At 61.3% G+C, this 24,506-nt stretch carries 24 protein-coding genes; 14 read left to right on the top strand and 10 right to left on the bottom strand.

The window, feature by feature from the left end; all coding sequences use genetic code 11:
* The first annotated feature begins 347 nt into the window (after positions 1 to 347).
* Complete coding sequence (locus BW982_RS17885) at positions 348 to 785, top strand: hypothetical protein (protein WP_139327467.1); 438 nt, start codon at positions 348 to 350, stop codon at positions 783 to 785.
* Between the two features lie 509 nt (positions 786 to 1,294).
* On the opposite strand, the gene BW982_RS18285 is transcribed toward BW982_RS17885, so the two are convergent.
* The 5 genes from BW982_RS18285 to BW982_RS17875 all read right to left on the bottom strand — a co-directional run bounded on the left by BW982_RS18285 (position 1,295) and on the right by BW982_RS17875 (position 10,572).
* Positions 1,295 to 1,801: a DUF3846 domain-containing protein gene (locus BW982_RS18285; RefSeq protein ID WP_076494232.1), complete on the bottom strand. Its 507-nt coding sequence runs from the start codon at positions 1,799 to 1,801 to the stop codon at positions 1,295 to 1,297.
* A 170-nt stretch (positions 1,802 to 1,971) separates the two neighbouring features.
* The gene (locus BW982_RS18280; protein WP_175611110.1) at positions 1,972 to 2,319 is read right to left on the bottom strand and encodes a hypothetical protein; all 348 of its coding nucleotides are present in this window, start codon (positions 2,317 to 2,319) and stop codon (positions 1,972 to 1,974) included.
* Between the two features lie 229 nt (positions 2,320 to 2,548).
* On the bottom strand, positions 2,549 to 3,154 hold the full coding sequence (locus tag BW982_RS17880) for a hypothetical protein (protein WP_139327465.1): 606 nt from the start codon (positions 3,152 to 3,154) through the stop codon (positions 2,549 to 2,551).
* Between the two features lie 12 nt (positions 3,155 to 3,166).
* The gene (locus tag BW982_RS13950; protein ID WP_139327464.1) at positions 3,167 to 9,892 is read right to left on the bottom strand and encodes an RHS repeat-associated core domain-containing protein; all 6,726 of its coding nucleotides are present in this window, start codon (positions 9,890 to 9,892) and stop codon (positions 3,167 to 3,169) included.
* A 182-nt stretch (positions 9,893 to 10,074) separates the two neighbouring features.
* A complete protein-coding gene (locus BW982_RS17875) occupies positions 10,075 to 10,572 on the bottom strand; it encodes a hypothetical protein (RefSeq protein WP_139327463.1) in 498 nt (165 codons plus the stop codon).
* Positions 10,573 to 11,139: 567 nt separating this feature from the next.
* On the opposite strand from BW982_RS17875, the gene BW982_RS13945 reads away from it, so the two are divergent.
* Both BW982_RS13945 and BW982_RS17870 read left to right on the top strand, forming a co-directional pair.
* A complete protein-coding gene (locus BW982_RS13945; RefSeq protein WP_076494229.1) occupies positions 11,140 to 11,496 on the top strand; it encodes a hypothetical protein in 357 nt (118 codons plus the stop codon).
* 134 nt (positions 11,497 to 11,630) lie between these two features.
* A complete protein-coding gene (locus BW982_RS17870; RefSeq protein WP_139327462.1) occupies positions 11,631 to 12,215 on the top strand; it encodes a hypothetical protein in 585 nt (194 codons plus the stop codon).
* 956 nt (positions 12,216 to 13,171) lie between these two features.
* On the opposite strand, the gene BW982_RS13940 is transcribed toward BW982_RS17870, so the two are convergent.
* From BW982_RS13940 to BW982_RS13925, 4 genes are all read right to left on the bottom strand, one after another.
* Positions 13,172 to 13,519: a histone-like nucleoid-structuring protein Lsr2 gene (locus tag BW982_RS13940; RefSeq protein ID WP_076494227.1), complete on the bottom strand. Its 348-nt coding sequence runs from the start codon at positions 13,517 to 13,519 to the stop codon at positions 13,172 to 13,174.
* Positions 13,520 to 13,605: 86 nt separating this feature from the next.
* Entirely contained in the window at positions 13,606 to 14,007 is a 402-nt protein-coding gene (locus BW982_RS13935) for a DUF4190 domain-containing protein (protein ID WP_139327461.1), read from the bottom strand.
* A gap of 182 nt (positions 14,008 to 14,189) precedes the next feature.
* Complete coding sequence (locus tag BW982_RS13930) at positions 14,190 to 14,543, bottom strand: hypothetical protein (RefSeq protein ID WP_076494223.1); 354 nt, start codon at positions 14,541 to 14,543, stop codon at positions 14,190 to 14,192.
* Positions 14,540 to 15,754: an LPXTG cell wall anchor domain-containing protein gene (locus BW982_RS13925; protein ID WP_139327460.1), complete on the bottom strand. Its 1,215-nt coding sequence runs from the start codon at positions 15,752 to 15,754 to the stop codon at positions 14,540 to 14,542. Before BW982_RS13925 ends, BW982_RS13930 begins: the two co-directional genes overlap by 4 nt.
* A 130-nt stretch (positions 15,755 to 15,884) precedes the next feature.
* On the opposite strand from BW982_RS13925, the gene BW982_RS18690 reads away from it, so the two are divergent.
* The 7 genes from BW982_RS18690 to BW982_RS17850 all read left to right on the top strand — a co-directional run bounded on the left by BW982_RS18690 (position 15,885) and on the right by BW982_RS17850 (position 21,617).
* Positions 15,885 to 16,100, top strand: coding sequence for a helix-turn-helix domain-containing protein (locus BW982_RS18690; protein WP_076494219.1), 216 nt, complete (start codon positions 15,885 to 15,887; stop codon positions 16,098 to 16,100).
* A 49-nt stretch (positions 16,101 to 16,149) separates the two neighbouring features.
* Positions 16,150 to 16,332, top strand: a complete 183-nt coding sequence (locus BW982_RS13915) for a hypothetical protein (RefSeq protein WP_076494218.1) — start codon at positions 16,150 to 16,152, stop codon at positions 16,330 to 16,332.
* Positions 16,333 to 16,633: 301 nt separating this feature from the next.
* On the top strand, positions 16,634 to 17,260 hold the full coding sequence (locus BW982_RS13910; RefSeq protein WP_076494216.1) for a hypothetical protein: 627 nt from the start codon (positions 16,634 to 16,636) through the stop codon (positions 17,258 to 17,260).
* A gap of 294 nt (positions 17,261 to 17,554) precedes the next feature.
* The gene (locus tag BW982_RS17865) at positions 17,555 to 18,937 is read left to right on the top strand and encodes a P-loop ATPase, Sll1717 family (protein WP_076494215.1); all 1,383 of its coding nucleotides are present in this window, start codon (positions 17,555 to 17,557) and stop codon (positions 18,935 to 18,937) included.
* Positions 18,938 to 18,972: 35 nt separating this feature from the next.
* Complete coding sequence (locus BW982_RS17860) at positions 18,973 to 20,124, top strand: hypothetical protein (protein ID WP_175611109.1); 1,152 nt, start codon at positions 18,973 to 18,975, stop codon at positions 20,122 to 20,124.
* 18 nt (positions 20,125 to 20,142) lie between these two features.
* Positions 20,143 to 20,754, top strand: a complete 612-nt coding sequence (locus BW982_RS17855) for a hypothetical protein (RefSeq protein ID WP_139327458.1) — start codon at positions 20,143 to 20,145, stop codon at positions 20,752 to 20,754.
* Positions 20,755 to 20,810: 56 nt separating this feature from the next.
* Positions 20,811 to 21,617, top strand: a complete 807-nt coding sequence (locus BW982_RS17850) for an endonuclease/exonuclease/phosphatase family protein (protein ID WP_139327457.1) — start codon at positions 20,811 to 20,813, stop codon at positions 21,615 to 21,617.
* A gap of 35 nt (positions 21,618 to 21,652) precedes the next feature.
* Here BW982_RS17850 and BW982_RS13900 read toward each other — a convergent pair whose 3' ends face one another.
* Entirely contained in the window at positions 21,653 to 22,384 is a 732-nt protein-coding gene (locus BW982_RS13900; RefSeq protein WP_076494213.1) for a hypothetical protein, read from the bottom strand.
* Between the two features lie 99 nt (positions 22,385 to 22,483).
* On the opposite strand from BW982_RS13900, the gene BW982_RS13895 reads away from it, so the two are divergent.
* The 4 genes from BW982_RS13895 (at position 22,484) to BW982_RS13880 (ending at position 24,167) form a co-directional block, all read left to right on the top strand.
* Positions 22,484 to 22,795: a hypothetical protein gene (locus tag BW982_RS13895; protein ID WP_076494212.1), complete on the top strand. Its 312-nt coding sequence runs from the start codon at positions 22,484 to 22,486 to the stop codon at positions 22,793 to 22,795.
* The gene (locus BW982_RS13890; protein ID WP_139327456.1) at positions 22,795 to 23,079 is read left to right on the top strand and encodes a hypothetical protein; all 285 of its coding nucleotides are present in this window, start codon (positions 22,795 to 22,797) and stop codon (positions 23,077 to 23,079) included. Before BW982_RS13895 ends, BW982_RS13890 begins: the two co-directional genes overlap by 1 nt.
* A 195-nt stretch (positions 23,080 to 23,274) precedes the next feature.
* On the top strand, positions 23,275 to 23,928 hold the full coding sequence (locus tag BW982_RS13885) for an MT-A70 family methyltransferase (RefSeq protein ID WP_083696704.1): 654 nt from the start codon (positions 23,275 to 23,277) through the stop codon (positions 23,926 to 23,928).
* Positions 23,929 to 23,966: 38 nt separating this feature from the next.
* On the top strand, positions 23,967 to 24,167 hold the full coding sequence (locus BW982_RS13880; protein WP_076494208.1) for a hypothetical protein: 201 nt from the start codon (positions 23,967 to 23,969) through the stop codon (positions 24,165 to 24,167).
* Positions 24,168 to 24,506 lie beyond the last annotated feature (339 nt).

Here is a 24,506-nt window from a genome sequence, read left to right as displayed (position 1 = left end):
GCGCTCCTTTGGTATGGGGCTCATTGGTTTGTTGTTCGCGGTGGGTTCATTTGTCGGGTGCGTGTACCATCCCAGCTAGCTGATCAGCTGACGGCTTCGGTGCGCCATGCGGCGCGAAATGAGAGGGCGAGTTCTGCACTGTTTGCGGTCGCCGATGTGAGGCTCATAGCTCAGAGGTATCCCGTCGGAGATAGTCTGCTTTGGCGCGACGCAGGCGCATTTCTGACGATCTGCCATCTAGCCGCGCTATCTTTGCTGCTTCCAAGTACCATCCTTGGACTCAGTGGAGCGGTCAGCTCTAGTGGTGACGCTTTCACGGTCGGTGCAGTCCTCTTGGGAGTCCGGTCATGAATGAGCCACCTGAGGCGTATGAACTCGCTAGCATCGATGGACGAACTTATCCCATCACTGTCGACGCCCTGCGGCGCGCGGCGATGTCACTACCTCCGTCGTCGGGAATGATGTTCGAAGTTCTTCTCGATGGCAAGCGGATCGAACTGCTACCAGTTCTGGAGAAGATCTTGTCAGCCGAGCAAGGAACGATTTCAGCGCGAGTTGGGATCGAGGTTGCCAACGTGCTCGGACTTGAAATTTATCGTGACCAGCCTGCGAAGGAGCCTGCTCGCCCGCAGAACCTCCGTTCGGATCTGGCTCGGCTAGCGGGTCACTGGGTGGCCCTGCAAGGAGGACAAATACTTGGTGCCTCGCTCGACTTGGCGGAACTGATGGTGAAGGTGCATTCATCGGAGGCATCAATATTGTTCATTCCGGAGCGCAAACAGTGAGGCATCCATTCGCGCAGGTGTACCCAGACTTGTCCTATCGTCCGATGCTGAGGTTTCGGATCGAGGGAATGCCGGTCGGGCAAACATTTTGGGGACTGGTTGACAGTGGAGCAATGGCCACAACCATCGATGCGCGAATTGCGGATGCGCTGAAAATTCCATTGGACGAGGATCTCGCGGTTCCGGTTGCGATTGGGGGCACGCGGCTAGTTACATATCCGGCGGATGTGGCAATCATCATAGGTCAACACCGTTGGGTGTCCGAGGTGCGTTTCGCGCGGGGTTGGAACTATAGCTATTACGTATTCGGCCTGAACGATCTATTCTCCTTGTTCCGTGTGCACGTAGATGCTGCGAGCCGAGTGACTGATCTTTCCCCTCATCGCCACGAGGCTCGGATCACCCGAGTCAGACGCTAACGCGGCTGTTCGTGGTGCCCGCGTCGTTCTCCGTCTGGAATCGAAGATGAAAATGAATGGCGGTGGTCATCGTTAGTGACCACCGCCCCGTCAAGGCTCGTTGTTCCCTTCGTCATCGCGGTCGACGAGCTCGATCCGCACCTCCAGAGCCGGCGACATCTCCTGCAACAGCGCCGCCCAGATGACCGTTTCGAGGTAGTCGTCACGATCGATCGGCTCCTCGTGCCATCGGCTACCGCCATGCTCGCGGGTCCGGACGCGGTAGACGCCAGGCTCCAGCAGTCGCCGTCCGAGTTCGCTCGGCGGCTCCGTGTTCTCGCCCTCCTCGTCGGTCAGTCCGACGAGTGTGACGTCTCCGACGAGACGGGCGTCGTGGGCCTGCGGGACGTGGAAGCGCCACAGGAACGTGGCGCGGCGGTTGAATGGCAAGTCGCGGATGAGCCCTTCCTCATTGACGTACATTGTGACGCCGAGGTTCGGAATGTCGACCGCTTCGATCCAGCCGCCGACGGCCCGCTGAAAGTCCTCCAGCGAATCCAGCGTGGCGATCCTGAGGGGTGCGGTGTTGTCCGCCGGGATGATGATGCCCTGCACCATGGTGGTGTTCCTCCTTTGTGCGTGCGACCGGGAACCGGGATGGTTCTCGTGGAATCGCAGAGCACAAACGAGGTCGGGCAATCGGCGCGGGCAAGGGTGAGGCAGGGCGGCCGGCGAGCAAGCGTCCGGGTGGACGTAGCTCGAGCCGACCGCCCGTTGAGGTTGAGCCGTCAGGTCGTCTGCGGCTTCGGCGGCGTGCGCGGTGTCTTCGGCGCCGGGGAGGCGTCGAAGATCGCGGCGATGGCGTCGCGTTTGCCCGCTGCCTCGCGTTCGATCTCGTCGCGGACGTCTTGTGCGCGGCGTTGGATGGCTGGGTCGGCTTTGGTCTTGTCGATCCAGGCTTCGATGGCGAGGCGGACTTCGTCGGTGACGGTCCGGTCGCCCAGCTGGGCGATGATGTCCAGCTGGGTGCGGGTGGACTCGTTGAGTCTGACCGCGAGGGGTTTGATCGGGCCGTAGCCGAGTCCGTTGGCGGACGCAGACGAGGCGGGCGGGGTGTTGACGTTGGACTCGCTCATGAGGGCGGGTCACCTCCTTGACGGGTGCGGCCGAGAACTCGAGTGGTTCTCTACAGACCGCAGATCGGCAACGAGGAAATGGAGCGGGTGCCAGGACTGAACCGCAGCACCCGCTGGCTTTAGTGAACGACGAAGTCGGGAAGCGAACAACTGTCCGATCGGACATCACAGCAAGCGTTCAACGCCGTAACAGGCGGTCGCGATCCGATAGGCCAGGCTCCGCCGACCATTACCTTGAAGGGGGTTGGAGCGCAGACAGTGCCTCCTCGATCGGCATCCTTCGAACTATCAATTCGATCTCGTCGGCGAACGGAGAATTAGCACCGGGCCTCACCTGAATTTTGACTGTTGGTGCGACCTTCGATCCGATCATGGCCTTCACTGTTCCGGATTCGACGGAATCGATCTGTGACCAACTGAGCTTTCCCAGCAGCAACGCGCCACCCTTTGTGTGGCTCCGCCAGATCGAGACTCCATCCTTGTCCGCGGCCAGCTCTACACCAAACCCTCGGTAGCTCGAATGGGTCGAAGTAGCGTTTTGCAAGAATGGTGCAAGAACCCCGCTATTCCATTCTGCGGAAACTACGGTGGCGCCGGGGTTATTCGCAACAACGCTCGCGCGACGAGAGCGCTGCTTCAGTGTAGCCATCGAATATCCAACGGATATCAATATGATGACCGTCGCGGGCAGGACGGTCGCGGCGATTGTGGCAACCACGTTCAGTTCAAGAGATTGCGCCACCAAGAGTGTCGCAGCTAGAAGCGCGAGGAACACGCCGATCTGAACAAAGATATGGATAACGACCGGGTTCTTGAGTCCGCTGTCAGCACGCATTTGCAGTTTCCATTATTCGTCGCCCTCCTGCGCCTTATGGCAGGACTCGACAAATCCCTTCGCATCAAGCCCGAACCCGAAACCGGAGTACGGGACTCCGTTCACGCCGACCCCCACGCCCAGGCTGCGAGCGCCGGTGATGCCGCTCCGCCCGACGCCATAACCGAGCGTGCCCATCCCCGCACCAGCAGCGTTGAAGATCATCGCACCACACGCGCCTTCGTCTCCCTGTCCCCAGCAACCTAGTCCGTCAAGCGCGACCCCCGCCGCCCCACCCGCGATGGAGGTTATCCCGGCGACAGTCCCGATCGTTTCCGCAGCATCAACTCCGACAGCGAGCGCAAGGATGCCAGCGTCCGCGGCGAGGCCTACGCCCGTAGCAGCTAGCGCCACCATACCGATCGCGAGTCCGACGCCCCCGACGACCGCCCAGGTGGTGGCATCCCAGCTGCCGGGGTTCCACCAGTCAGCGAGACCGAGGGGATCTAGATGGTTCAGTGGGTTGTTCGTGGCGTACAGATAGGCGGCGAGCGTCTTGCTCACGAGAGGATCAACGCTCGTGAAGAGCGCGGTGATCGGGTCGTAAAATCGAGCTTTTAGATAGAGGAAGCCGGTTTCAGAGTCGGCGTATGCGCCAGCAAATTGGATTCGGATGGTGGTGCCCGTGTGTGCGGTGACGGAACCCCATGGGGAGTATGCGTATGTTCCCGTGACGGTACCTGCCTGGTTCATTAGCTCTGTTGTGGAGCCGTGTGTGTCTGCGAAGTAGTAGGTCCGGCTGGATCCGCCTGATCCGAACTGTTCGACTGGGGTGCCGGTTGGTCCGTATACGTAGTTGGTGGTTCCGTCGCTGAGGAGCTCGGGTACTTTTCCGCGTGCGTCCCATGTGAATGTTGCCGTGGCCCCTGCGGTCGTCTTCGTTGTCCTGAGACCGTCACCGTTGTAGGTGTACGTGGCGACCGTCGCGCCGGAGATGGCGGTGAGTTCGCCTGCGACGTTGTAGGTGTATGTGGTTGCGGCCGCTCCGGATGGGGTCTTTTGTGTGCGGTCGCCGTTGTCGTCGTACGAGTAGGTGGTCGCGTTGGCGGGGGTCGCCGCGCACGATGGCGCGGAGACCGTGGCGGTGGTCGTCCAGCAGAGTCTGCCGGCCGGGTCGAACGTTTGGGTGGCGGTGCCGATCTTGGTCGGGTCGCCGACGTTGTCGTAGGCGTAGTTGGTGACGGTGGAGCCTACAGTCGCTTTGGCGAGGTACTGGTTGGCGTTGTATCCGTAGGTCGTCGCGGATCCTGGGGCGCCGGCTGTGGGTGTGGTGGAGTTCAGGTCGCCGGTGTTGTCGCGTCCGTAGGTGATCGTGCCGAGTGCGGTGGTGGTTCGGGTGAGGGCGCTAGAGGTGGGCTGGTCGGCGTTGTCGTAGCTGACGGTGGAGGTGTTGCCGTTGCCGTAGCTGATTGTTGTGGGGAGCCCGTCGGCGGAGTATCCGAATGAGGTGACGGTGCCGAGCGGGTCGGTGACGCTGTCGAGCTGCTCGAGGGTGTTGAAGTGGCGGGTGATGGTGGTGCTGGCGACGGGGTAGGCGATGCTGATGGTGTTGCCAGCGGCGTCGTATCCGTATTTGGTGGTGGCCCCGGTCCCGGTCTTCACACTGACGGGTTCTCCGAATGCGTCGTATGTGTAGTGGCTGGTGCCGGTTCCATCGCTCATCGTGGTTCGGCGTCCGTCGGCGTCGTAGGTGTAGGACGTCGCTGGTGTGCTTGTACCGGAGTAGGTGATTGAGGAGAGCTGTCCGGCGTTGTCCCATGCCTGTGTTTCGGTGTCGCCGTTCGGCTCGGTTGTTGTTTTCAGCCGGCCGAGGCCGTCGTAGGTGTAGGCGGTGGTTTTTCCGTCTTTGTCGGTCATCGATGTGACGCGTGCCTGCGCGTCGTAGGTGTAGCTCGTGGTGTGGCTGGCCGCGTCGGCGACCTTATTGACCGTGCCGTCGGCGTTGTAGGTCGTTTGAGTCTTGTCCGTGGAGGGCTGCTGGACTTTCACCGGGCGATCGGCGGCGTCGTAGGTGGTTGTCGTGGTGTGGTTGTTGCCGTCGGTGTTGGTGAGCTGGTTGCCGTCGGCGTCGAAGGTCGCTGTTGATGTGTGCCCGAGCGGGTTGGTCGTGGTCGTGATGTGACCATGGGTGTCGTAGGAGAAGGTCGTGCACCCGTTTGATGGTGGGGTGCAGCCGGGAGCGGTGCCGGCGGCGACACCGACAGCGGATACGGTGCTCGTCTTCCATCCGCGGCTGGTGTCGTAGCCGAATTTGGTGACGTTGCCTTGGGCGTCGGTGACGCTGGTCATGTCACCGAACGCGTCGTAGCCGTAGGTTGAGGTGTGGGAGTTCGCGTTGGTATACCCCGTGACGTTCCCCGGGTGGGCTGCATCGGCGTAGGCGTATGTCGCCGCGCGCGCGTAGGAGGGGTTGAGCACGTTGTTCGCCGAGTCGGCGCTCTGTCCGAGGAGAGTCACCAGCACTTTCGTCGGCTTCGCGGCCGCGTTGTAGGTGGTGATCGTCTGCAGGCCAGCCGGGTCCGTTCTTTGCAGGACGTTTCCGGCCGCGTCGTATTGGGTGGCGGTGGTGCGGCCGAGGCCGTCGCTCGATGAGATCTGGTGGCCGGCGTCGTCGTACGAAAATGTCTGCGTTGAGCCGTCGGGGTTGGTCTGGACGGACACACCCAGGGTGACGGGGTCGTAGGCGTACGACCATGTCGAAGCGCCGGTTTGACCGTATCCCTTGGTCATCGAGGTCAGTAGCCCGCCCTGGTAGCTGTACAGAGTCTTGTGGCCCACCGGGTCGGTCACGAGCGTCTGCCCCGCCGTCAGGCCCGCGGTCGAGTTCGGACCGTACGTGAAGGTCGTTACATCTCCCATGGGGTCGGTTTGGGTGAGCACGCGCTCGGAGCTGTCGTAGGTCATCGAGGTGACTGGGGTGGGCGTCCCGGTCCTGCCGTAGTTTGCAGGCGTGCGCTGCGAGGTCATCAAATTGGCGGCGTTGTACTGGTACTGCGCGTGGTCTTGGTCCCCGTTCGTGCCGCTTGAGCGAGTGGTGCCGACGCCATATACGTCCGTGAGGTCGCCTGCGGTGTTGTAGACGTAGTCGACTTCCTGCGCGGCAGGCGAGAGGACTTTGGTGATGTGGCTTCCTGTCCAGGTGATCGTGTACGCCCGTCCGGCGGGGTCGGTCACGCTCTGGAGATTCCCGGAGGAGTCGTATGCCAGGGTCGTGGCGTATGGAGTTGATGCAGCTCGTCCGGCAGGGTCGCTGATCTTTAGCAGTCGACCGGAAGTCGCATCGAAGGTGAATTGGTCGGTCGAGTGGCGTGTGAACACGAAGGTGGAGCCGGTCTTGACCAGCGTCGCGTCGAAGCGGGGCGCGGAGGGGGCGTAGTTGCCGCTGCCGTCCACGGTGAACGGCACCGTGGACCCGTCCTCTTGATGCACGGTGACGGTACCGCCCGTAGTCACGGTGGTGTTCATGCCGTACGCGAACGACCAGCCACGTCCAAGCGGTCCGTTCAGCGCGGCTGATCCCGAGGGCCCCGCGGGGTCTGCGAGCGATGAACTGTAGGTGCGGGTGAACGCGAGTGCTTCCCCGAGCCCCGGCGTGCTCAGGTCCGTCGCGGTCTCTCCGAAGTAGCCCGTTGCGGTGTCGACGGGGTCGCCTTCGGTGCGGCGGACGCATCCGCAGTTGACCCATGCCGGGTTCGAGCCTTTGGGCGCGTCTTGGATGCCTGGGGGGCCGCCGATGGGTTGGCCGGGGGTGCCTCCTTGGGGGACGAAGGCGATGGCGTCGAAGGCGACGTCGTAGGCGCCGGCATCCATCGAGCTGGTGTTGGTCAGCTGAACGTTGCCGCCGTTTTGCATGGCGAACGTGCCGATGGTGACCCATTGCTCGGACTCCCAGTCCTGGTTCACGCGCATCTTCCACGGAGCGGCGGAGCCGCCCGGGTTGATCGTGTACACGACATCGGTCGCGGTCGCGCCGGACTGTGGGATGTGGATCTTGATCTTGTAGTACTGCAAACTCGGCAGGTTGGGAGTCCAGGTGCCGGTGTTGATCAGACTCGTCGAGCTTGCCGGTTCCGTGTGGGCGAAAAGGATGTGTCCACCGAAACCAGAACCGAGTTGGTGTGTATCGATGTTGCCAACCGGATCCCCGGAGGAGTTAGTGCCGGGGCTGTAGCTGAAGCTGCCGCCGTTGCTCCAGTTCATGCCGGAGCATCCCTGTCGGTTCTGTGTCGGGGTGGCCAGGTCGTCGACGATGATGGACCCGGATGGAACCTTCGAGGTGTCCTGGTTGCAGGTGGGCGGGTAGGGGTCCGTATAGCTCGGCTCCGTCGACCCGGCGCCGTCTTCGTATGCGGCGGTCGCGCACGTGGAGGTGCAGTTGGTCACCCAGGTGACGGGTTGGTGCCACCAGCATTCCGAGTCGCTCAGGCCGCAGTACCCGCCGGCCGCGTTCGACGGATCGCAGTGGTTGTCTGCCGAGCACATGCTGTTGGCCCCGGGGATCTGCAGCCAGCTATTGCCGCCGTGGTAGTCGGGGGTGTCGTAGGCGATGTAGCCATACCGGATGATGGGGGATCCCATCCAGCCCATGATGCGTTCTTGGTACGGCCAGCTGGAGGGGTGGGCGGCGTCCGCGTACGTGTTCTTGAGGTACGGCGCGCGTGACGGGTCGTAGTCGGGGTTTCGCGGGTTGTTCGACCACCCGAGTCCCCATGTCCCATCCGGCCCCGTGCAGGTCGGGCTGGGTGTGCATCCCGAGGTGTTTCCGAACGCCGCGGTGGGTTGCACACCGGTGTTGTAGGCCCAGGCCGCGAAGTACCAGTTCTCCAGGTAGCGCGGGTCGCCCCCGTTGGCGGTGATGCCGGCGTCGTAGAGCTGGTTCCAGGTCGATTGGAGGATGTTCAGTCCGGCGGCGATGTTCTCTTCGTAGTCGACAGCGACTTTCATCTGCCCGTGGTAGGAGATCGAGGTATCGCTCGCGTGCATGCCGGTCGTTACCTGCGCGACACCGTAACCACAGTCAGCGTCGGGGTAATCGATGGTGTCGATCGCATCACCGGCGCCGTAGTAGTCGGCGATCAGCGGGTCTCCGGAAAGGCCGGGCAGGGCGTGCCAGGAAGCCTGGTTGAAGTTCGACTCCTGCGCTTCGATCGCGACCATGACCGATCGCGGCACCGTGCTCCAGTTGTCGGACGACGGGTGCTTCAGCGCGATCGGGGAGAAATCGCTACTCGGGGAGTACGACGCCAGTCCCATGTTCGCGAAGTTCGCGGGACGGGTGGAGGACGCTCCCGTGAGCAGTCCCTGCTCCGCCATCTGCGTCGCCCAATCAACCTGAGCGTTCGACGGCTGCATCGCCTGGAGGGTGGGCTGTAGACGCGCGACCGAGCACGTCGGGGTGCTCGCTCCAGCCGAGACGGCCGGGCGGATCAAGCTCGCTGTCTGCACCGATGATGCGGCAGGTCCGGCGCCAACGAATGCGGACCGGTTGGATTCTCGCGGTGCGGGTTGTGTGGATGGGTCCGAGGGGGTGTCTGCGCCGGGGAGGGCCGGGCCGGTCGAGTTCTCGACCTGGGGGGCGGCGGTGTGGACCGTGGTGTCCTTCACCTCACTCGTTCCGGAAACCTGAACGAGCGGTGGTGCCACCTGTTCGGAGAGGTCAGATTGAGTGGCTTCGTCTCCCGTTTTGCCGGGAGGGGCGTTTTGGCGAGGACCGAACACCGCCGTACCGTCCAGGGTGGCGTTGTCGGCACCGACCGGGAGTTTCGAGGCATCAACGCTGGTGACACCGGTCCCGGCGGACACACCCACGGCGATGTTGTGACCGCCCGCTCCCAGGAAAAGTTTGGCTCCGGCGATGCCATCGTGACCGACTTTTCGCGCGGCACCGTTGATCTCGTGCAGCATCTGAACGTGCCCGTCAGCACTCGTGCTCAGAAGATCGATTCCTCCATCGGAAGCGGGCCGCAGGTCGTATGCGCCACCCCCCGTGTCGGTAAGGGTCGATACCTTTGCAGGGCTGTCGAGAGTGCCCTGTGCCGGCATGCTGACGAGGGATGTCCCTTGAGCGCCGACCATGCCGTCCCCAACAGGAATGACGCTGGTCACCTGCCCGGCAACGATGGACTGAGACATCTGGGTGCCCGCCTCGAGGTCGTAGCGGGTCGCAACCGTCGTACCCTCATTGGCCCCTGGGTTGCTCGTGAACACAGCCGAGTGATCCAGCCCGCACTGCGGCGAGTGGTACTTCAGGCCCACGCCAGACCCGAGCGCAGACACGACACCAGAGCGAAGGTCGACCGCGTACGCGTACGCACCGTGATCCCGAGCCGCGTTCACATTGATCGCCGTCCCAGGAAGCACCGCCACCGCAGCGTAATCACCGTCGGAGGTGACGCACTGATAGCCGTACCACGAACCGGGCGACACATCCGCGGGCCGCAACACCGCCACATCCTGCCACGCGAATCCCGAAGCCGCCGAAGTCACCCGCACGTGGTACCCGTCGGCCGCTCCCCCGCCGTCCACCGCGACACCCGCACCGGAAGGCGACACCGATCCAGCCGCATCATCGCCTGCAGCGATCTGTGATTGGCCAGCAATCGCGGCCTCGGGCGCCGACAGCACTGGCGCGGCGAGGCCAGACACGATCAACGAACCAGCCACCAAAACCGAGAGCGGAAGTTGGATGCGCAAGCTCACTCCTTCATTACAGAAAATGTTCCGGGCGGGGCTATTGCAAGATCGCCCGTAAAGCGTGAGACCGGTTCATTCACTTCAGCAGGAGCACCAAGCGGGCTGGCTAAGCAGAAGGGGAACTCGCCCGCACCACTGACGAACGACCGGCGGCAAGCGCCTGCTATGTAAGCGGTTCTGGGTCCAGTTCAGCCGCCAGTGAAGCTCTGGGCAGCGAGTGGTGTGCCTGCTGCTTGACACGCTGAGCCCACGGCGTCCGCATTCCATTCACGTGTGGCGATGCCGGTCGAGCCGCCCGCCGGATCCGAGACGGGGGGCGCGATCTTCTTGAGGGCGGCAATGCTGGCCGAAACATTCCCGTCGCCTCGGGTGGGAACGCGATCAAGGACGCGCGTGGCCAGCTGCAACCAGCCGTCGTACTCGTGCTGCCCCATACTGCCGCTCTTCAGTCCCATTCCTGCGTTCTGCACGATAGTAAAGACATCCTCAAGGGCAACGCATGAGTCGTGATCGGTGACTTGGATCTGGGTCGAGGGTGATGTACTCGCGGCCGTCGTGTCGCTCTGCACGCTTGTAGGCGTCACACCCGCGGTGGCAGAAGTCGCACACCCAGCGAGGCCCGCGATGAGAGTGATCGTACCGAGAGCAACACACGCGGCCGCGAAACGTGACGATGAACCGTTCATGAGCGGAGTATATGCACGACTGAAGGAATTCGCGTTAATTGTGTTTTGGCTACGAATTGCCTATGCCTGCGAAGCATGAATCACTGTGAACATAGAACTCCTTGTCCGCCAAATGGGGGACATACAGGAGGCGGCGTCATCTGATATCTGTTATCCCGAAGTAACCGTTTCGGGATGCGCGATGGCCAGCCACCATCGAGTGAGACGATCTTTTCCGCTAAGGCCTTGAAGGCTGCCGTACCCTTCTGCCTCAATCTACTCAACCCGCAAAATTGTCAGCCAAAGGGAGAGAGACGACCCGGTGCGGTTTCTGATGTGGCTTGGCGGCGTGGGCTCTGCTGGAGAGTTCGCCACGGCCGCCGCCGGTTTGGAAGTGCAGGTGTTGCGCTTCATGACCCATTGGATCACGCCTCTATGCTTTCTCCGCCGAGCCGGAAATCTAACCCGCGACGATCCGTGCAGTACGGCACACTCAAAAACTCGGAATAGTTAGTCAATGCGTTACGAGGCGAGATAGTGGGCCTCGGGGCAGTTGACCACATTAGTTCAAACGAGGAGCAAATTTAGATGACTTGGATCACCGCATCGAACATGCCAATTAAGGCCTACCAGGCCGGCGGGATCACTGTGCAGTATTGGACATACAGGTACCTCAAGGGCGATGTGCAGATCCGCATGACCGACATCACCCCGGACTATGGCGAAACCTTTAGCGTGGGTCAAGTGCTCTTCACGCTGTACGATTCTTCGGGAAATAGCTACGGCACTCACTGGTGCGACAAGAATTGGGGTGTGATTGGACCCTGGACGCAGGTCGGATTTGTACCGGGAGGGAAGCTAATCCGCTTGGACGTCTACCAGCACTTCGACGTTCCGATCAACTTTACGGCCGAAATGCGTTACGACCAGTCGAACGCGACCTGATTTTGGGAGTCAGCACGATCAAGAAGAGGCTCCTCGAATTTGCCGAGCATCACCGCCTTCAGTTGTGATGTATTATTTGCCGCTCCGACATTTCCTATCCACATGCCCCGAGTGAATCCTTAGGAGAAGATTTCATGGATTATCCAACGCAAGGAGCACTTTCTCGCCGTGCACTCCTGCGGGTTGCCCTGATTGGCGCGGGAGCGCTCACGGGAGCAATCGCGGCCCCCACGGCTGCCTCGGCAGCTACCGAGCGCTCTATTCCCACCAACCGCATAGACACGTCCCCACGTCCCATTTTTGTCGGCCTTGAAGAGGTCCGCGCCGAATACAAGGAAGCGGTGAGAACGTTTCCTCTCGCACTCCCTCAAGGATGGTCGTTCCCTGCTGACTCAAGCGCGGGGCAGACTGATTCTCCCTCATCGCAGGCGGCTCCGTCACTGTGGGAGAAGGGCTTCGGTCATGTAGAAGTTTTCATGTATTGGCTTTCAGCGGTGGCGGCGGCAGCGTGCGACGCACACGCCCGAAGTGACAATCAGAGTGCCGACGAACTGCTCGATCTACTTGAAGCTGGGTTTGCCACTCCTCAACGGCGTATGGCAATTCCGGATCCGGAAAATCTCCTGCTGGGGCTGCTTGTTGATCCTGCACGCGGCGGTGGCAGTCAGGCGCGGCATTCCGCGGACTTCACTAACTTGAGGTCGATCGCGCACTCTTGACTTCCCCCACCTCGTCGTCGACGTGCTGATTCGCCGTCTCGAATCGAGGTGGGACCGGCTAACGTGTGGTCGGGGGAACCATGCCGATCGGATACCTGTACGCCACGACCAACGACGTCAACGGATACACGTACGCGGGACAGTCGCGACGCCTCGACTGATACAGCGTCGAGAAATATCTCGGCAGCGGTGGCTACCTCAGACCCGTGATCGAAAAATTGGGCGTCGAGCATTTCGCCAAGCAGATTCTCGGTTACTAACGACCATCCCTCCGAACTGGACTATGCCGAGGTCCTGTTGATCGCTGAGCTACAAGCGGCAGGCGTCTGGCTTCTCAACGGCGGTCCGGGCGGCCCGCGTGCTCACGCCAAGTTTCTCCGGTCAATGTTCGACGCGTTCGGCGTCTCGCCGCTCATGACTGCCCAGTGGTACGAGGTGGTCAAGGCGAACCCTAACAAGGTGAAGGAACTACTCGCCGAGGGCCACGCCCTCCACACCGACGAGTTCTACCGCGATCTAGGGCGGCAGTTCCAGGTCACCCAAGACTTGCGTCACGAGTGCCCGTCGTGCGGCGCCGAGGTGGACGCGGTCTGCCGAACGAAGACTGGCAACCCGGCGAAGAATCACGCGCGCCGGGGACGGTACCCGAATCGGCGAGCACCTGGACTCCGACGCGGTGGTCTACATCGTCGGCACGGCAGCTTGTTCGGGCGTCGGGTAGCGGTGGCATTGCCGTTCAGTCTCGAGAGTAACTTGACCGTGTTCAGTTGGAGGACGCAAGGGTCGCTGCCGCCCGGATATCCGGTGATGCCGATTCACCGGAGGTGGCGCTACGGCGACGTGCGGCTGCCGCTGTGGCAGCGATTCCTTACATCCAAGAAATGAACGACGCCTCCGGCAAGAAAGCGGAGGCGTCGTGCTCTCGTAGGCGGATCAGCCGATGGTGGCGGGAGGCGCTAGGCGTTCGCAGCCTTATAGGCCTCAACGATCGGGCCGGCGATGCGTCCACGATCGCTGACCGTGTGCCCATTAGCCCGCGCCCACTCCCGGATCGCGTTGAGGTCGAGGTCGCTCTTCGCGCGCGCGGCGCGAGCCGGGGTGGCGCGGCGACTCGGGGATCCGATCGGACGGCCAGCGTCAACGTAGGGAGCAAATGCCGCGTAGAACTTTTCGGCGTTCTTCTCCGACAGGTCGATCTCGTACGAGCGACCTTCGATCGAGAAGGTGATCTGCTGTCCTTCTCCCTCGTCGAGGGTGGTGCCATCGAGGTCGTCGATAACCTGAGCAATCTGTCGCGTAGCCATATCTTCGACCTTATGAGCAGCCCCGACGTTTTCGCGTGATTGAGTCACCGAAAGCCGGTAGCTTCTTGTCCGGGTTCGCGAAAGCGCTAAGCCCGCAGGACGGTGGTCACCAGCCACAGCGCGACTGCGATCTGGAGAAACAGCGCGGCATAGCCGACGACGCACGCGGCCAGGGCGATCTTTTCGCCATCACCCCCGTGGGCGCGGATGATGTGACGGCTGACGTGACCGAGCACGATCCCGAGCAGGCTGCCGACGATGCTCAGGATGAGTGCCGCGACGGGGAGCGCGATGCCGTACTTGCCCGGAATGGGCCGGCTGGTGCTCTTGCTCGGCGCGAAGGCACCGAACAGGAGCACCAGGGCGATTGGGAGGCAGAGCATCACGTAGGCGAAGAGCAGGTTGGACGTGAGGACGCCGACGAGCACGCCGACCACGCTGGCGCCAATCCCAAGAACGGCAATGATCCCAGGGTCGAGCTCGGTCATGGGCGCCCGCCGCGACGACAGGGCTTCCGCTTCGACGGCGTCCGCCGCGAGTGTCACAAGAATCTCCCTCTGGATTTCGGAGAATGTGCGGCGCCCGAGCGCTCGATGCCCGTCTGCTTAAACCTCATGAATCACGGCTCCTTCTGTCTCGACCGACATTCATCTGGGTCTGCTTCGTGTTCTCAGGTGGACACCGGTGCGGGGCGTCTGATCGCGAACACGAGCGACAGGATGCCCCCGACCACCCCAATGATCGCCAGCAGGGTCACGAACGGGGCGAAGAGGATGAAGGCGATCACGTCGAACAGCGTGAGCGGGAACGACACCAGAAGCATCGCGGCGAAGAGGGCGAACGCTATGCCGATCCACCCGAAGACCGCGGCCGTGGTTCGCCCCCTGCGCATACCCAGGACGAGCCCGATCACCCCGAGCGTCGGCGCCGCGAGGCAGAAGAGCCCGCAGACGACGACGAGGAGGAGCCAACCGGGGTTCGAGTGGAAGATCGCCGACGGCTCTTCGGCGCTGTACAGAATCACGAACGCCGAGCCGGACGTCGCCGAGCGAGCAGGACGAAGGCGATGCCGCCGAGCAGAAGCACGCTCGCCCCGACTCCGGTCGCGACGGTCGTGCTGCTATCGAAGCCGGTGACTGCCAGGCCGTCGGTGACGGTCAGGTTCGCGAAGGTAGAGCCGCTGCTCGCACCCCGTACCTCGATCTTGTGCGCGCCGATCGCAGTGCCCTCGGCGATCGTCACGGTCTGACGGACCGTGCCGTTCTCATCGGCGGTGGCCGTCACGAGCTTTGTCGGCGTCGAGTGGAGCCATATCTCCGCCGTCTCGCCGGATGCGAAGCCACTAGCCGTCAGGGTGACCTGGCTGCCGCGAATGACCGTGCTGGTCGAAAGGGACACACTCAGCGGAGAGGACGACTCGCTCGGCGACGGTGGCGGCGTATCCGTCGGTGTGGCGGTGGGTGAGGGCGACGATGTGGGTTCCGTCGTCGGGGTCGGCGTCGGGGTCGGGGTCGCGCACACATCGGGGAAGGTGTAGTCGCGGTCGCCGCCATAGACGGACTGCCCGCTGGCGAGCTTTATGCCTGCGGTGATGTTGGTGGTGCCGTTCTTCGGGATCGGGACGGTCTTCGTGTACGTGCCGTCCGGGCCGGTGAGGCCTTCAACGGGTAGGGGGTAGACGCCGTTGTTGACGGTGACATAGGTCTTCACGTTCCGCACCGGCGGGGTGGTCGAGACCACCACGTCAGCAGCCGCGCCGCCGTCATCGGTGCAGTAGGCGTCACCGAACGAAGCTCCCGACTGGATCATGGAGCTTGTCGAGCCGCTCACGCAGTCGTCAGGGAATGAGACGGACTGCAGATCATCGCCACGGGGCCCGTCACCACGACGAAGACCGAAGGTGTACTTGGCCGAACCGTCGGTGAGATTCCACAAGTCCGTGTACGTCGACGGCAACGAGACCTGCTTCGGACCGAACTCCTGCGTGCCGCTCGGACCCTGCAGCGTGAAGTAGATGTTCGTCGTGCCGGTGGTGTGACCCTCGTTGTCGCCGGTGATTTCCCCAGAGAAGCTCAGCACGGGCACCTCCCCCGAGCAATCCAAGCTGTAGCCGCCGTAGAGCGGACCATCCCCGTCGGCCGTGGCGGACTGTGGTGCGGCGAGCAAGCCCACTCCCGCAAGGAGGGCGGCGGTGAGAAAGGTGAGGGCGCGGCGAAGGCGGCGAGGTCGGGTCATGTGAGGGTCCCCCCAGGGTGTGAGTGCGAGCAGGAAGAGCGGCGACGCTACTCATAAGTAGCACATACTCTCACCCGAAGCGACTTATAAGTCTGTAGACCGATAAGTAGCCAAGTGATGCCGTGGAGGGATGGAAGGAGAGCTTCAGCGCCGACTCGGTCAAAACCTCCGAGCACACCGCCAAGCACTGGGGCTCAGCCAGGAGCAGTTCGCAGAGCGGCTCGGCTACCACCGCACCTACATCGGTGGGATCGAGCAGGGTCTCCGGAATCTCAGCCTTCGCTCGGTTGAGCGCCTCGCCGCAGATCTCGAGCTCGACCCTCTAGCGCTCCTTCGGGAACCGTGAAGGGTTCTGGCGGAACTCACACGCGACGGAGCGGCGACTACTGCAGGCGATGGAGCAGCTCGCCGAGCGCGGCATGCAGACGCTGAGCGCTTTCGCGCGTGATCTCAAGAAACTGGCGTTCGCCTACGACAACGACCCAGATGCTCGTCGCGTCCTCGACTGGCTGCGTCCCCAGAACGCCCAACTCCACCGCTTCGAGGCCCCAAGATCCGCGAGTGCCAGGTTCGCCTGACCGAGGGGAGCGAGCGATAACAGGTACCAGAGTCTCTCGGGAGTGGTGGTGCCGGTCCTCGCGTGCGTCCTGATCGTCGTGTCTGCCAGTGCACCAGGCTGGGCAATCTTGCGTGAGCCAGGTCGGTCGACCGTCGGCCATGCGATGGGCCTTTCATGTGATTCAGGCGGCGCCGTGATGGGCTCACGGTCAGGTTCGTCGCCGGTGTCAACGCGGTGACACCTACTGTGTGCGGAACTCGAATAGTTGTCAAGAATCTGAAAACTACAGTTGTCTACCTACTGACAACTAGTATCGTGACGTGACCGACAGCGACGAGCGACTGGAGTGGCTACTTCGGCTGCGCAAGGGGCTCGGCATCAGCGAGGACGCCCCGCGCGACGACGTGCCGCTTGAACTGTTCTCGGTCTACGACTGGATCGGCTTGTACCGCCTCATAGACAAGGCCGCTCTCTCGATCGACGACGACCTTGAGCGATCGGCGGTCTACGCCGCGCTCGCCTTCCGTGGACGGTACTGGACGGACGATGGGCGCAACTACCGCCGCACGAGCATCATGCCCATGGTGGGCCTCTTGAAGAACCGCCGAGCGGAACTCTCGCGATTCGCGGGAATTAGCCTGAGCACGGTCATGCGGGCGGAAAGGCGCGGATTCGGCAAGCTCCGCGATGCCATCGAGAGCGAAATCGAGCGACGCGACCCATTCAAGATCATCGAGCGCATGCGAGCCGAGCTAACGACGCTATGGGATGTCACGGGCGACGCGCTGCCGAACAGGCTCCATGATCGCATCAGTAATGCGCTGGTCGAGATGGAGTACGCAGTCGTGCTGGATCACCAGAAAAGAGGTGTGCGCTCGCACGAGCCACCCGGGGGATACGGAAGTCCACCCTTGCGATCTGCTGGCGCCAGGTCAGACCCCGCTTGATTGCGCGCCTCATCCCGCCGAAGAGCGCGGAGGTCGAGGGGCGCCAAGTCGATGAGCTTCCTGCTGGCACGACGCTGGTGGCGTGCTAAAGAACGTGCCCGTCAATATGCCAGATGCGGAAGAGCATCGTCGGTCCGATCACCTTGACCGCCGACTGCAATGACCAACTTCGCCGATCAGGAACGAATCTGCCACAAATCCAAATGGCCTCCTGAGCATGCCCGCATGCTGCGCCGAACGGTTGGCACGGGTATCGTACGCGGCACAGCATGCTTCAGACGCGGGGGGACTGGGGTGGAAAACGGACTGACACTCGGCGAGTTGGACCTTGGCGGTAGCGATGCCGAGTCAGATCGGAGACTCGCCGAGTACTTTGTAACCACACCCTACGTCAGTGAGGCCCTCGCCGGGCGGAGGACCTTGTTCCTCGGGCGTAAAGGTTCCGGCAAATCAGCATTGTGTACCAGTTTGCCTGAGCTCGCCCCCGACGGCCACATTGTCAGGATCGTTTCACCAGACAAGTATGCCTGGAGCGCGTTGCCTGAGAACGAAAGAAGAAACCTTCTTTCCGCACAAGCTCACACATCGACATGGCTTCACACACTTACGGCTGAGTTAGCATCAGCCGCGTTCGGCGCAGAACGAGCATGGAGTCCCGCGGTGAGTCACGCACTCTCAGAGGTGAAACGCAAAGAGGTGGCCAATGACGGGGCGACTGAAAATGGTCGAGCCAATGGGAGTCCACTCTCTCAGATTCGCCAGGTCGGCATCAATGTTGCGGGATTTGGATTTAACCTCGCCCGTGACGCGCCTCAATTGGCGCCAATGCGCGGTGTATCGCTCGAAGAGTTGCTTACGCTAGCAAACCTGATCGCAGACGAAGCCCCCATTACTCTTGCCCTCGACCGACTTGACGACTCGTGGGACGCATCGCCGGATTCTCAATCAATGTTAATTGGCCTAGTCAAGGCCGCGAAGACACTAAACGATACTCTCTCGCGAGGTCCGACAGGGACCGGAGTCCGTGTTCTAGTGTTTCTCCGTAGCGAGATATACAACTCACTAGATTTTGATGACAAGGATAAGCTGCACACGCGAGAGCAATCGGTTGAATGGACCTACGATCTACTCGCCGAAATGATCGGCCGACGACTCCCCGCCGGCGTTCATTTAGATGACCTGTTTGAGCGCGGATCGATGGGGGACGCACCGTCTGCGTTTGCCTACGTCATCCGTCGGACTTTTCTGCGACCTCGCGAGGTCATTCAATTCATTGACGAGTGTGTAAGAGTTTCTGATGCGTCGAGCCATACCATCAGCAAGTCCGCGGTTCGTCGAGCGGAGGTGAGGTTTAGTAAATGGAAGCTTGACGATCTCAAACAAGAGTTCCGTCGCGTCTATCCGCAGATGATCGACCAGCTTGAGTCTCTCAGAGATGGGCCTCGAAGGTTTGATTCATGGGATCAGATGTGTTCATCCATAGCTAATTCCGGACGAGCGGATAGTATTCCTGACGACGCTACATTCAGCCCGCTTTTTGATAATTCAATCGTCGGGGTGCGCGCCAACGACCAGGGGAAGGTCAAATACCGTACCGAGTACCCAGATCTCGCCCGTCCGAGAGAAGGTGCAGTGTATATACATCCGAGTCTGCATAAAGCACTCAATCTTCGATGACTCGACTGCCGACGACGACGATGGGGAGCGCTGTCATGAAGTTCGGCCATGAAGATAAAGTCGGCCGAGGTGAGTCCGTGGCTCACCTGATACAGGTGGTTCCCCCCGAACTCCACAGCATGGGAAAGACGCTCGTCAGGTACGTGGAACAGCGTGTCGACGTTCAGGCCCTTGAAATCGCCGTTGCTCGCGATGCTCGAATTCTTGTGCAGTCCGTCTCACCGGAGATGCTGGCAAAGATGGCTATAACCGAGCGTGAGCAGGGAGGAGGGGCACACCCCATCAAGTGGGCGAACCGAATTCGATCCGTGTACGTAAACGCACCGAGCTCCGTGTCGCCGCCTACTCTGCGCGTATTTGTCCCGGCAGGTTTGGACTACACCGTACACATTGCGGAACTAATACAATTTCAATTAGGCACCCGCCGCGAGCTGAGCGATGTAACATACTTCTCAGAATATGAACACAGGATCGCCAGTTGTCTCGATTTTTTGCAGGGCAAGATAGAGGAAATTGTAGTTCTAGGCAACTCCGAACTTATGATTCCATATCTCGTCGAGGGTGGTGCGGTTCTGAATTCATTAGAGGAAGATGGTCTTTATCGGGCGTACAGAATGCGATTCCACGGAATATATTTCACGCTACTCAGTGTCCGCTACAGCTTTTGGGGGTCCGTTGCGGGGATTCTTTCATCCGCAATCATTCGGGCTGGCTGTCGACACTTGGTCTATGTTGGCAAGCTGGGTAGCTTAACAGATGCCCCTCTCTACCAGAAAACATTCGTCCCGAATGCGTTCTATAACCTAGGCCACAATGGAGAAATTGCGACCATAGCCGCGCCAAGGAATCCGCTCCTGGAGTGGAATGGCGATCTGGCCACGGGGAGTCACCTGTCCGTGCCGACCATGATGCGAGAAACGAAGGAATTGATAACGGGTGCATTGCGTGCCGGATTCGCAACAGTAGACAATGAAGTATCGGTCATGGCGCACGCGATTTCTGCCATCTCGACAGATCTCGGATTTACTGCCCTCCACTACGCAACCGACCACCCTCGCAGCGTTGAAGACCGTTCGTCGTTTTCGAGCGATCTCACGACGGGTCGAGAAATTTCGGAACGCAGTCTGCGTGCTACCGCACTGTCGAGAATTTCCCACCTACTAACTTCATATATTGGTGAGCTTTGAGGCCCCGAGGAGCACGTCGTGGATCGAACTGATCGTACGCCAGAGGGCACCGAGGACATCCCGGTCAAAGCGACGGATGAGTTTGCGCGGCAAGAGAGAGTGGCCTATCAGATGGTGTCGATGCATTGTGAGATGCGCGATCTGTACGCGCGACGACACGATGCTCTTCTGACTGGAATCATGGTTCTGTCGGTTGGTGCGGGCGGCTTTGCGTTCGCTCAGACTGACGTGGACGTTCTTGTCGCTGGCGCCAGTTTGCGCGTAAGCATTGTGCTCGGCATAGTTTCGATTTCCGTTCTGTTCCTCACGGTTTTCGACCTTATGACGAATTGGGCGGGACGGTCTAAAGAACACGCAGTCGCCGCCGTTTCGCTCGCGAACCTCAGGTCTAGGCAACGTGAGCTGAAAGACTGCGAGCATCCAACCCTGGCTCAGTTCCAGGACCTTACTCGCGCGTACAACCAGGTCGTGGATACGATCGTCGCCATTCCGCAACGCCACTACGAGCGACTCTATGGCAAGCATCACCGAATGGTTTCGGTGACGGCCTACATTCGAAAGCATCCTGGTGTGCCTCGCTGGCTAGCGCACCTTCGCATATTGAGGTCTTCAATCAAGAGTTCGAGCTAGTCCAAGATGCTTGTAACTGCAATTTTTGATGTTATAATCCGAATAGAATGACGAATGTGTCTATAACCATCGCCACAGTAAATGTCGCATCGCCGTCTTTAGCGAGAGCCCATCAGTTAGTTGCGTGGTTCCCCAGTATCGATGCGGATATGGTAATTCTCACTGAGATATCCTCTGGGTCAGGCACGGCGGCGATTGTTAATTGGTTCCACCAGCAAGGGTGGCGATCGTTGGTTGGTAAGTGTACGCAGCGCGAACGAGCGACTGCAATTTTCTCGCGGTTCGATGCCGTTCCGAGTCCCTTGCGACCGCAAGAGGATTATCTGCCCGGACGGTGCCTGATCGCGGAAGTGAGTGGCGCGGAGGCTTCAATTCTTGTTGTGGGAATGTACCTCCCCACAAGAGGTAATGATCCGATGAAACTTGAGAGGAAGTTCACATACATGAAGATTTGGGGGGAGACATTGCGAGAACTCTCCGTATCCCACCCGGTGCTTCTTCTAGGTGATCTGAACATCGTGCCCCATGGTCAGAACCCGAAGGGATTTCCTCAACTTGCATCCGAATACGATTGGCTTACGAGGCTAGAGCAAGCTCGTTTTCGAGATATGTCAGTTCTAACTGGACAACCACCGCAGTCGACCTGGATATCTCCAAGCGGGGAGGGGTATACATTTGATCATGGATGGGCTAGTGATCGATTAATCTCCATGGTGGAAGATTTCGAGTATCTGCACGAATCTCGCACGAGTGGAATAACAGATCACTCGGCAATTAGAGTGCAAGTCAGACTCGGCGTAAATTTCATCGCGCCGAAGCTTCGACCGATGCCGCTCTTCCCCGAGCAGCAGTCGCTGTTCTGAATGCTGTGATAAGGCGGTCAATGATCGCAAATTCCTCAACGCCAGAGAGTCGCTGTCGCCCCGGATTCGCGTTCTGTGATGAACGCAGACCCCAGCCCAGGTGTTGCGAGGCTGGTACTGATACCCCAGACCGGCCATATGGGCATGATCCAGAACACATGCGCTTCGAACTCATCCTCTCCTGGCTCTACGCTCCGGAGGGGAATGTCGTCAAAGCGCTCCTTGGTGCTGAGGAAATGGTCGCCCTTCTTCGAGTCGTGGAGTTCGAACTCCCGCTCGACCTGCTCGCCGTTTATGTAAACGTGCGGCCTGCGCCACTGTGCGCTCTTTGGGATGTCCAGCAGTAGGCCCATAGTGACACCGCCGTGCATCTCCGTGACGACGAGCTTTGCCCACGGACGGTCGAGTGCCGCCGCATCCCTGAGGATAATGCTGAGCTTGTTCGCGCCACGGTCACTACGACGAAGGCCCGTCCGACGATCGACGAAATGCACCCGTTCGTACGCCTCCAGTCGCTGGTTCAGGCTTTCTCCCTCGAGCCCGATGCCGCAGGTCTCGAAATAGGCGCCGATGTCGCTGGCCGGTTCGCTGCCGTGTTGAGCCAACGCGTCCATCATGACGCTCAGGGCCCGTTCGGTGCTTCCTCGACCGATCGCGTCGGTGAGCGCGTAGGACGTGGCGATGTTCTCTAGGGAAAGCGGTATCGGCTTCGTTCGCAGCGCTCGTAACTCAGCTTCGATCTCGCGACGTAGCGGGTCGTCCTTCACGGCACCATCGTGTCATTTTCGTGTCAGTGACGGCATCCGCGACGTCTCCGAGCCTGGATGTGCGGAGCTTCTCCGCACAACACAGGAAGGAGATACACGATGTTGAACACTTCGAAGGAGCTGTCATCGCTCGGCGGCGGTCTCAGTTCGTCCGGTCAGACACAGCTGAGCCTCGGCCTCCAGCGTCAGACGCGACGCGAAGTCGAGCGGGTGCAGTCCCGAGCGATCATCGCGAAGCTGACCGAGGACGGGCGGGCGTTCATCACCCACACCGCGCTCGAGCACGTTGGCGCTCTGACGGCGCTCGAACAGCACCTCATCACGGTCGCGCCGCTTGGCGAGGCCCGATACCGGGAGATCGTCGACAGCTACACGCTGGCGGCGGGCTCGGCGATCAGACGGTGGTCGTGATGCCCGATGTGTGGAACGTGGTGTCGCAAGTCCTCGGCGGAATCGTCGTGGGCACAGCGCTCGGCTTGCTGTTGAGCTGGGCGCTGGGTGTCCTCGACGACTGGCATGAGAGACGCGAGCAGCGAAACCAGCTAGCCATCGAAGCCGAACTGGACCGGACGCAGGCGGAGCTCCGTCGCACCATCCTCGACCTGTCCGCTGCGCTCGGCGCCGACGCCCACGAAGCCCGCAAAGCCCTCATCCGAGAGTCGTACCTAGCACGCGGCGAGATCCCGAAGAACTAATCCCATCCCAAACTCGGGGCGGCGAGCTCAGAACATTCCTGACACTCACCGCCCCGGGCTTTCTCTACCCCTGTTCATCCCGATCGGACACTTGGCGATTCGAACCTCATGCCTCATACGTGATGGGGCAGCCGCCGGACCAGCGCAACCCGCGCCCCGGTGAACGAAGAAGACCGCTGCAGGAAGGAGGGTTCCATGCACACAACCAATAGCAACACTGATCACCCCGACACCCCGGAGAAGGACCCCGAACCACACTCGCCGGATTGTCTCCGCCGCTACCAGACGATCCTCGCCGATCCGCCCTGGAAGCCAGGGCAGGAGGGCAGGCTCGGCGCCGGGACGAAGTACCCGCTCCTGAGCCTTGAAGCCATCAAAGCGATGCCTGTCGCCGACCTCGCCGCAGCCAATGCTCACCTGTACCTCTGGTGTTACCCCGCGACCCGCTACGTAGCCGAAGACGTGATGCGGGCCTGGGGGTTCGAGTTCAAGGACGAGTTCGTCTGGGGCAAAGACCAGATGGGCCTCGGCCAGTACTTCCGCCACGCCCACGAGACCCTACTGCTCGGCGTCCGCGGGAAGCTCCCCGTCAAGTTCCGCGGGCAGCGCAGCTTCACGATGCTGCCCCGCCAGGACCACTCCCATAAGCCGGAGGAGGTCCACGTCATGATCGAGCGCCTCAGCCCCGGCCCGCATCTGGAACTCTTCGCCCGTCGGCCCGGCCCGCTTGGGTGGCACGTCTGGGGCGATCAGGTGGAGAGCGACATCACCATTCCCGGCTACCCGGTCCCCAGCGACTCGCTACCGCCTCGCGATCTCGACCCCCGTTCGGAGGCCGACCGTGCCTGACCTGATCCAGATGTCCTTCATCCCTTCGGAGGTTCCTGATGTCCTCATCCGAGAAGACCGTCCTCGGCCGGTTCGTGTCCGCTTGCGCGATGGTGGCGTTCGCCGCGTTCCTGCTGTGGCTCGCCGTCTGGCTCATCCAGCAGATCTGGGTCTGGCTCCTCATCGCCGTCGTCCTCGCGGGCGTCATCACCGTCACGGTGGTCGCTCTCCGGTTTCGGCGCGACCGCTGGTTTCGGTAGGAGGCACCCGATGAGCCGGTGTTCGTCGCCGAAGCGGGGTCGGGGACGGCCCCGACGCCAGTACCGCATCCGTGTGGTGGGCGAACGCCGGGAACAGCCCGACTACGAGAAACTCGCCCGTGCTCTCCTCGAGCACGCTGCCATGGAGCAGCGAGAGCGCGGAACCTCCGACGGGTCGTCGATCACGGAACCCGAACCTGACGTGCTCAGCGACGTCGGGTCAGAAGAGGGCGACGCATGACCCAGTGGCGTGAACTTCACTTCCAGCCGCCCATCGACGAGCAGCAGCTCCTCGGGTTCCTCCGTGCCCTCGCTGCCGACCCGGCTCGTGGTGGGCTG

Source organism: Microbacterium sp. RURRCA19A (genome assembly GCF_900156455.1).
Taxonomy (GTDB): domain Bacteria; phylum Actinomycetota; class Actinomycetes; order Actinomycetales; family Microbacteriaceae; genus Microbacterium.
The sequence above is the reverse complement of the archived record's forward strand: the minus strand, read 5'-3'. Positions and strand labels throughout refer to the sequence as shown.